The following is a 5,836-nucleotide window of genomic DNA, read 5'->3' as shown; positions in this document are numbered from 1 at the left end:
CGCGAAGACGGCGGCCGCGTCCGTCGCACGGGCGAGCCTGGACCCTGGATGCTCCGCGGCGCGGCGGCGGGCGAGATCGACGATCGCCTCGCCGCCGATCGCGAGCTCCAGCGGCCCCCGGCCGTCCCCGGTCGCGTTGGGAAAGTCACCGACTGGACGGATGAATCCGATCTCACCGGCCTGTCCCGCGCCCCGATGCAGTCGCCCGTCGATGACGACACCGGCTCCGAGCCGCTCGCCCCACTGAACCGCGAGCAGGGTGCCGGAGCCGGAGCGTTGGTGGGCCGCCGCCAGAGCGGCCAGGTTCGCATCGTTCTCCACCGTGACCCCGCACCTGAATCGAGCCCGCAGGTGGCCGACGAGGTCGATCTCCGACCAGCCCGGCACACTTGGGGCGAACAGCACCCGGCCGGTGGTCACCTCGACGATGCCCGGGGTCGCCGCGGTGACAGCCGTGATCTGCTCGGCGGCCAGGCCGGCCGTCGCCAGCGCCTCACCCGCTGTCTCATCGACCGCCTCGAGCAGGTGCCGGGCGCCGCGGCGACGGACCGCCCGGCGAATCACGGCAAGGCGCTCACCGGCCAGGTCGGCGATCCCCGCCGTCACGGTGTGCGGCCCGACGTCCAGGCCGAGCACGGGTGCCGCCCGGCCGTTCAGTGAGAACCGCGTGGCCGGTCTGCCCACCGTGGCCGGCTGCGGTGCGTGCTGCCGTAGCCAGCCGGCGGCCAGCAGATCCTCTACAGCTTGGGCGACCGTCGGGCGGGTGAGCTCGGTCAACTGGGTGAGTTCGGCCAACCGCACCGGCTCGGGCGCGCGGCGTCGAACGGCGTCGAGCACCGCGGCCCGGTTCATCCTGCGCAGCACCGGTGTGCCCGCCGGCCGTTCCTCCTTCATCCACGCCCCCTCACGGTCGCCGGGTCTTGACCTCTCGGTCGCTTCGGCTGAGTATATTTCGCAAAGAGCTTACGAAAAGTCTTTACATAATTGTCGCCCCTGCTCGCCCCCCGGAGGTGGCCGTCGATGACCCGTTCCCGCGAACCGCAGAGCCCCGCCGCCCTCTTACCGCGACGATGGCGATCGCCTCTGATGGCGCTCGCCGTCCTGCTGACGATGCTCGCCACCCCGTTCGTCTCCCAACCCAGGGCGGCGGCCGACACGCCCGCACAGTCGGCGACTGCCCGGCTCGACGGTCCGGCGGCGCAGGCCCTCGAACGGCTGATCGGGACATCGCGCGCCAAGCAGGTCACCCTGCGCGCGATCGACAAGGGCACGGGCCGAGACCGGTTCGAGGTGTACGCCGAGAACGGCCGCCTCGTCGTCGCCGGCACGACGCCCGCGGTGCAACTGACCGGCTTCGGCTACTACCTGCGCCAGGTGGCACACGCCGACGTCGCGATCAACGGCTCCCAGGTCGACCTGCCCCAGCATCTCCCACTACCCGCGGCACCCATCGCCAAGACCTCCTCAGTGGATCATCGCTTCGCCCTCAACGACACCAACCAGGGCTACGCGGGCGCGTATCTGAGCTGGTCGGAGTGGCAGCGGCGGATCGATGTCCTGGCGCTGCACGGCATCAACGAGGTGCTCGTCTACGAGGGCCAGGAGGCGGTCTACCAGCGCACCTTCATGGAGTTCGGCTACTCCGGCCAGGACATGCGCGAGTGGATCCCGCAACCGGGCCACCAATCCTGGTGGCTGCTGCAGAACATGTGCTGCACCGACAGCCCGATCTCCCAGCAACTCATCGATCAACGGGTCGAACTCGGCCGCAAGATGGCCGACCGCCTGCGTTCGTTGGGCATGGTCCCCGTGCTGCCCGGCTATTTCGGCACCGTGCCGACCGACTTCAAGGTCCGCAACCCGGAAGCCAACACGGTCCCGCAGGGCACCTGGAACCAGCTCGAACGCCCCCACTGGCTCGACCCGACAGGTGCGATCTTCGAGCGCGTCGCGGCCACGTTCTACCGGGTGCAGACCGAGCTGTTCGGTTCCAGCACGATGTACAAGATGGACCTGCTGCACGAGGGTGGCACAGCCGGAAAGGTCAACGTGGCGCAGGCGTCACAAGCGGTGCAGCGGGCCTTGAACACCGCCCACCCCGATGCGCTGTGGACGATCCTGGGCTGGCAGAGCAACCCCCTGCCGGCGACGCTCCAGGCCATCGACCGCAGCAAGATGTTCATCGTCGACGGCATCAGCGAGGAATCCGGCACCACCGACCGGGACAAGGACTTCTTCGGCACCGGGTACGCGTTCGGCACCATCTGGAACTTCGGCGGCCACGTCAACCTCGGCGCCAGACTGACGCTGTGGAACGAAAAGTTCCACGCCTGGCGCAAAAAGCCCGGCACGGCGATGAACGGCATCGCACTGATGCCCGAGGCCATCGACAACAACCCGGCCGCGGTCGCGTTCTTCACCGACATGCCGTGGCAGGACGGCCCGGTCGACATGCGGAAGTGGTTCGACGACTATGCCACCGCCCGGTACGGCGGCGACGACCCGCATGCCAAGGCGGCCTGGCGGATCCTCCTCGACACCGTCTACAGCTGGCCCGCCGGCGCCGACAGCCGGCACGTCACCGGCCTGTACGACGACGAGCCCGGCCTGGCGAACACCGGCTACCCGCTGCAGTACGACATCGCCACCTTCGACAAAGCGCTCGACGAGCTGCTCCAGATCGACCGGCGCCTACGCGGTTCCGGCGCCTACCGCTACGACCTTGTCGACGTCGCACGGCAGGTGCTGGCCAACCACAGCCGGCTGGAGCTGCCCGAGATCCGCGCCGCCTACCGCGCCAAAGACCTCAAACGCTTCGAGCGCCTCACCGGCCAGTGGATGGACCAGATGCGGCTGATGGACCGGCTGCTCGGCACCGATGAGCACTTCCTGCTCGGGGTGTGGCAGAAGGAAGCCCACCGGCAGGCCGCCACCCCGGCCGAAGCGGCAACCCTGGACTACAACCTCAAGTCGCTGGTCACGCTCTGGGCCGACGGCGCCCGTCTGCAGGACTACGCCCGCAGGGAGATGAACGGCCTCGTCGGCCAGTACTACGCCAAGCGGTGGCAGCTGTTCTTCGACAGCCTGAAGACCGCGCTGCGCTCGGGCAAGGAGTACCCCGAGCCGATCGACTGGCCGGCTGTCGCCAAAGACTGGGCCAGATCCGGCACCGCGCTGGCCTCCGAGCCACGCGGCGACTCCTACCTCGAAGCGAGCCGGGTGGCCGCACTGCCGGACGGCGCGGTGACCGTCGGCGTCGACCGCAAGGGCGTCAAGCCAGGCGGGACGGTGCAGGTCACCGCCGTGTTCACCAACGACAACACGCTGCGGCCCACCGGCAAGGTCACGCTGCGGCTCGATGCCCCGGACGGATACCAGGTGCAGGCGACCTCCCCGGCCCGCGCCGACCACGTCGCCCCAGGCGACAAACTCACCACGACGTGGACGGTGACCGTTCCTGCCGGCGAGGCCCCAGGCGGTACCCCGGCGCTGGACGTCACCGCCTCCTGGCGATCCGCCGACGTCGCCCAGCAGGACATGGCCTCGACAAGCCTGCTGATCGCCGGAGCCGTGCCCGCGTCGTACCAGACGATGAGCAACACACCGGCCGAATTCGCCCCCACCGGCGACGGGATCGCGATCGCGGCGGGTGGTGCGGACCTTTGGCGGGAGACCAACGAGCTGGCCACTGCCTACCGCACGGACGCCCTGACCGACGGGCAGCAGCTCGCGAGCACGGTGCTGCGGCAGGACGGCTCGTCGGAGTTCACCCGGACCGGGCTGGTGGTGAGCGACGACCTGGCCACCCCCGGGTCCACCGGCTACGCGAACATCGCCATCACTCCCGGTCACGGCTGCGTATTCAGCTGGGATTCCGACGGCAACGGGCAGTTCGACTCGTACACCGAAGTGGGCGGGTTCACACCACCCGCGCAGGTGCGCATCGGCAAGTCCGGCGACCAGCTCACCGGCTCATGCAGCAGCGACGGCAAGAACTGGTCGCTGATCGGGTCGGCCCGCGTCCCGGGCGCCGGGGCCACGCTCGACGTCGGCCTGTTCGTCAGCGCGGCCAACCGGCACACCGGCCAGGAGGCAATCGCCACACTGACCGATCCCGCATCCACTCCGTCGACCGCACGCGACGGCGCGCGGGACACGCTGCAAAGCCTCCGTAAACCGGTCACCGCGCTGAGCTGGGAGCAGAGCCGGGGCCCAGAGCACGCGAACGACGGCAGCCGGGCCAACTCGCCGTACTTCGCCAGTCAGATGACCTGGGACACCACCTGGTGGCAGGTCGACCTGGGGACGGTCAACGACATCTCACGCGTCAATGTGCGCAACTACGTCGGGGGCGGGCGCTACTACGAGTACCGGCTGGAGGGGAGCCTCGACGGCACCACCTGGTACACCATCGGCGGCCGCCGCGGCGCCCGGGCCGCGACCGACGCTGGAGACACGCTGAACACTGAGGCGAAGGCCCGGTACGTCCGGGTGGTCGGCACACACAACAGCGCCAACTTGTCGTTCCACCTCACTGAAGTCAGCGTGTACGGCACGCCGGAGCAATGACCCGCAGCCGGGATCGCTGACCAAGGACGAACGAGAGACCCATCCCCCGGCGCCGCCCGGTTCCGGGGGATCTCTTTCCGGGACGTAGGCGCGATCTTGTTCCGGCTGGATGGTCAGCCGGCGGGCGAGACGAACTCGGGCTGGTCGATGATACGCAGCCAGCTCCCGTCCGGCTGGCGCCGTACGACCTGCGCCCGGGCGCCGGCCCCGTCCTTGGGCGGCGTCGAGGTGAGCGCGATGTCCCCGGCAACCAGCGTCGGCAGCGGCTCCTCCCGCTCGAAGTGCGGCCGCCCGGCCAGCACCTTCTCCCACAGCTCGCGGATCGCCTCCCGGCCCACCGTCTGGCTGCCGGGCGGGTAGGCCAGCACCGCGTCCTCCTCGTACAGCGCGGCGACCCCGGCCGCGTCGCCGGCGTTGGACCGCTCGACGAACAGGCGCGTGATGTCCTCGGGCCGCATGGCCTTCTCATAGTCCGGCATGGATTCCTCCTCGGGCGTTCGCTGCGTCCAGCCTGCCGCCGCCCGGACCAGAAGTCCAACAGATGGTTCTCATAGGAACTAGAATTTCCAGTCATGGAACTGAGGCAGTTGGAGTACTTCGTCGCGGTCGCCGAGGAGCAGAACTTCACGCGGGCCGCGGAGCGGGTGCACATCAGCCAGTCGGGCGTCAGCGCCCAGATTCGCCAGCTCGAGCGCGAGCTGGGAGCCGAGTTGTTCGATCGGTCGGGGCGCACCGCCACGCTGACGGTCGCGGGCAAGGCGGCGATCGAGCACGCCAGAGCCGCGCTCGCCGCCGCGGGGGCGGTCGGCGAGGCGGTGGGTGAGGTGACCGACCTGATCCGGGGGCGGCTCACCCTCGGGATGGTGATCGGGTGCACGATCACGCCGCTGTTCGACGCGCTCGCCGCCTTCCACCGGGCGCATCCCGGCGTGGAGATCACCCTCCAGGAGGACAACTCCGACCGCCTCGTCGAAGGGGTCCACGCCGGCGCCCTCGACCTGGCCCTCGTCGGCACCGCCACCACCGCCCCCAGCGGGCTTGAGGCGCTCACGATCATCAGCGAGCGCCTCGTCGTGACCGTTCCGCCCGGCCATCCCCTGGCCGCGCTCCCCCAGGTCACGTTGCGCGACCTGGGCACGCACCCGATCGTGTGCATGCCGCCGGGCACCGGGCTGCGCGCCGTCTTCGACCAGGCGTGCGCCGCGCAGGGCCTCCAGCCCGTGATCGCCCTGCAGGCCAGCGCCGCCGACGCCATCGCCGACCTCTC

At 70.0% G+C, this 5,836-nt stretch carries 4 protein-coding genes; 2 read left to right on the top strand and 2 right to left on the bottom strand.

The window, feature by feature from the left end:
• Positions 1–894 (bottom strand): ROK family transcriptional regulator (locus tag AB0J09_RS54255; protein WP_360710071.1); only part of this gene is annotated, 894 nt, incomplete at its 3' end.
• A 192-nt stretch (positions 895–1,086) separates the two neighbouring features.
• Between AB0J09_RS54255 and AB0J09_RS54250 the strand changes: the two genes are divergently transcribed.
• On the top strand, positions 1,087–4,569 hold the full coding sequence (locus AB0J09_RS54250; RefSeq protein WP_360710069.1) for an alpha-N-acetylglucosaminidase TIM-barrel domain-containing protein: 3,483 nt from the start codon (positions 1,087–1,089) through the stop codon (positions 4,567–4,569).
• 113 nt (positions 4,570–4,682) lie between these two features.
• On the opposite strand, the gene AB0J09_RS54245 is transcribed toward AB0J09_RS54250, so the two are convergent.
• The gene (locus tag AB0J09_RS54245) at positions 4,683–5,048 is read right to left on the bottom strand and encodes a nuclear transport factor 2 family protein (RefSeq protein WP_360710067.1); all 366 of its coding nucleotides are present in this window, start codon (positions 5,046–5,048) and stop codon (positions 4,683–4,685) included.
• A 93-nt stretch (positions 5,049–5,141) separates the two neighbouring features.
• On the opposite strand from AB0J09_RS54245, the gene AB0J09_RS54240 reads away from it, so the two are divergent.
• On the top strand, positions 5,142–5,836 hold a 695-nt coding region (locus tag AB0J09_RS54240; protein WP_360710066.1), incomplete at its 3' end, for a LysR substrate-binding domain-containing protein.

Origin of the sequence: Nonomuraea sp. NPDC049784, assembly GCF_040659615.1 — a bacterium.
Lineage (GTDB): Bacteria > Actinomycetota > Actinomycetes > Streptosporangiales > Streptosporangiaceae > Nonomuraea.
This window is presented reverse-complemented; position numbering and strand designations above follow the sequence as displayed.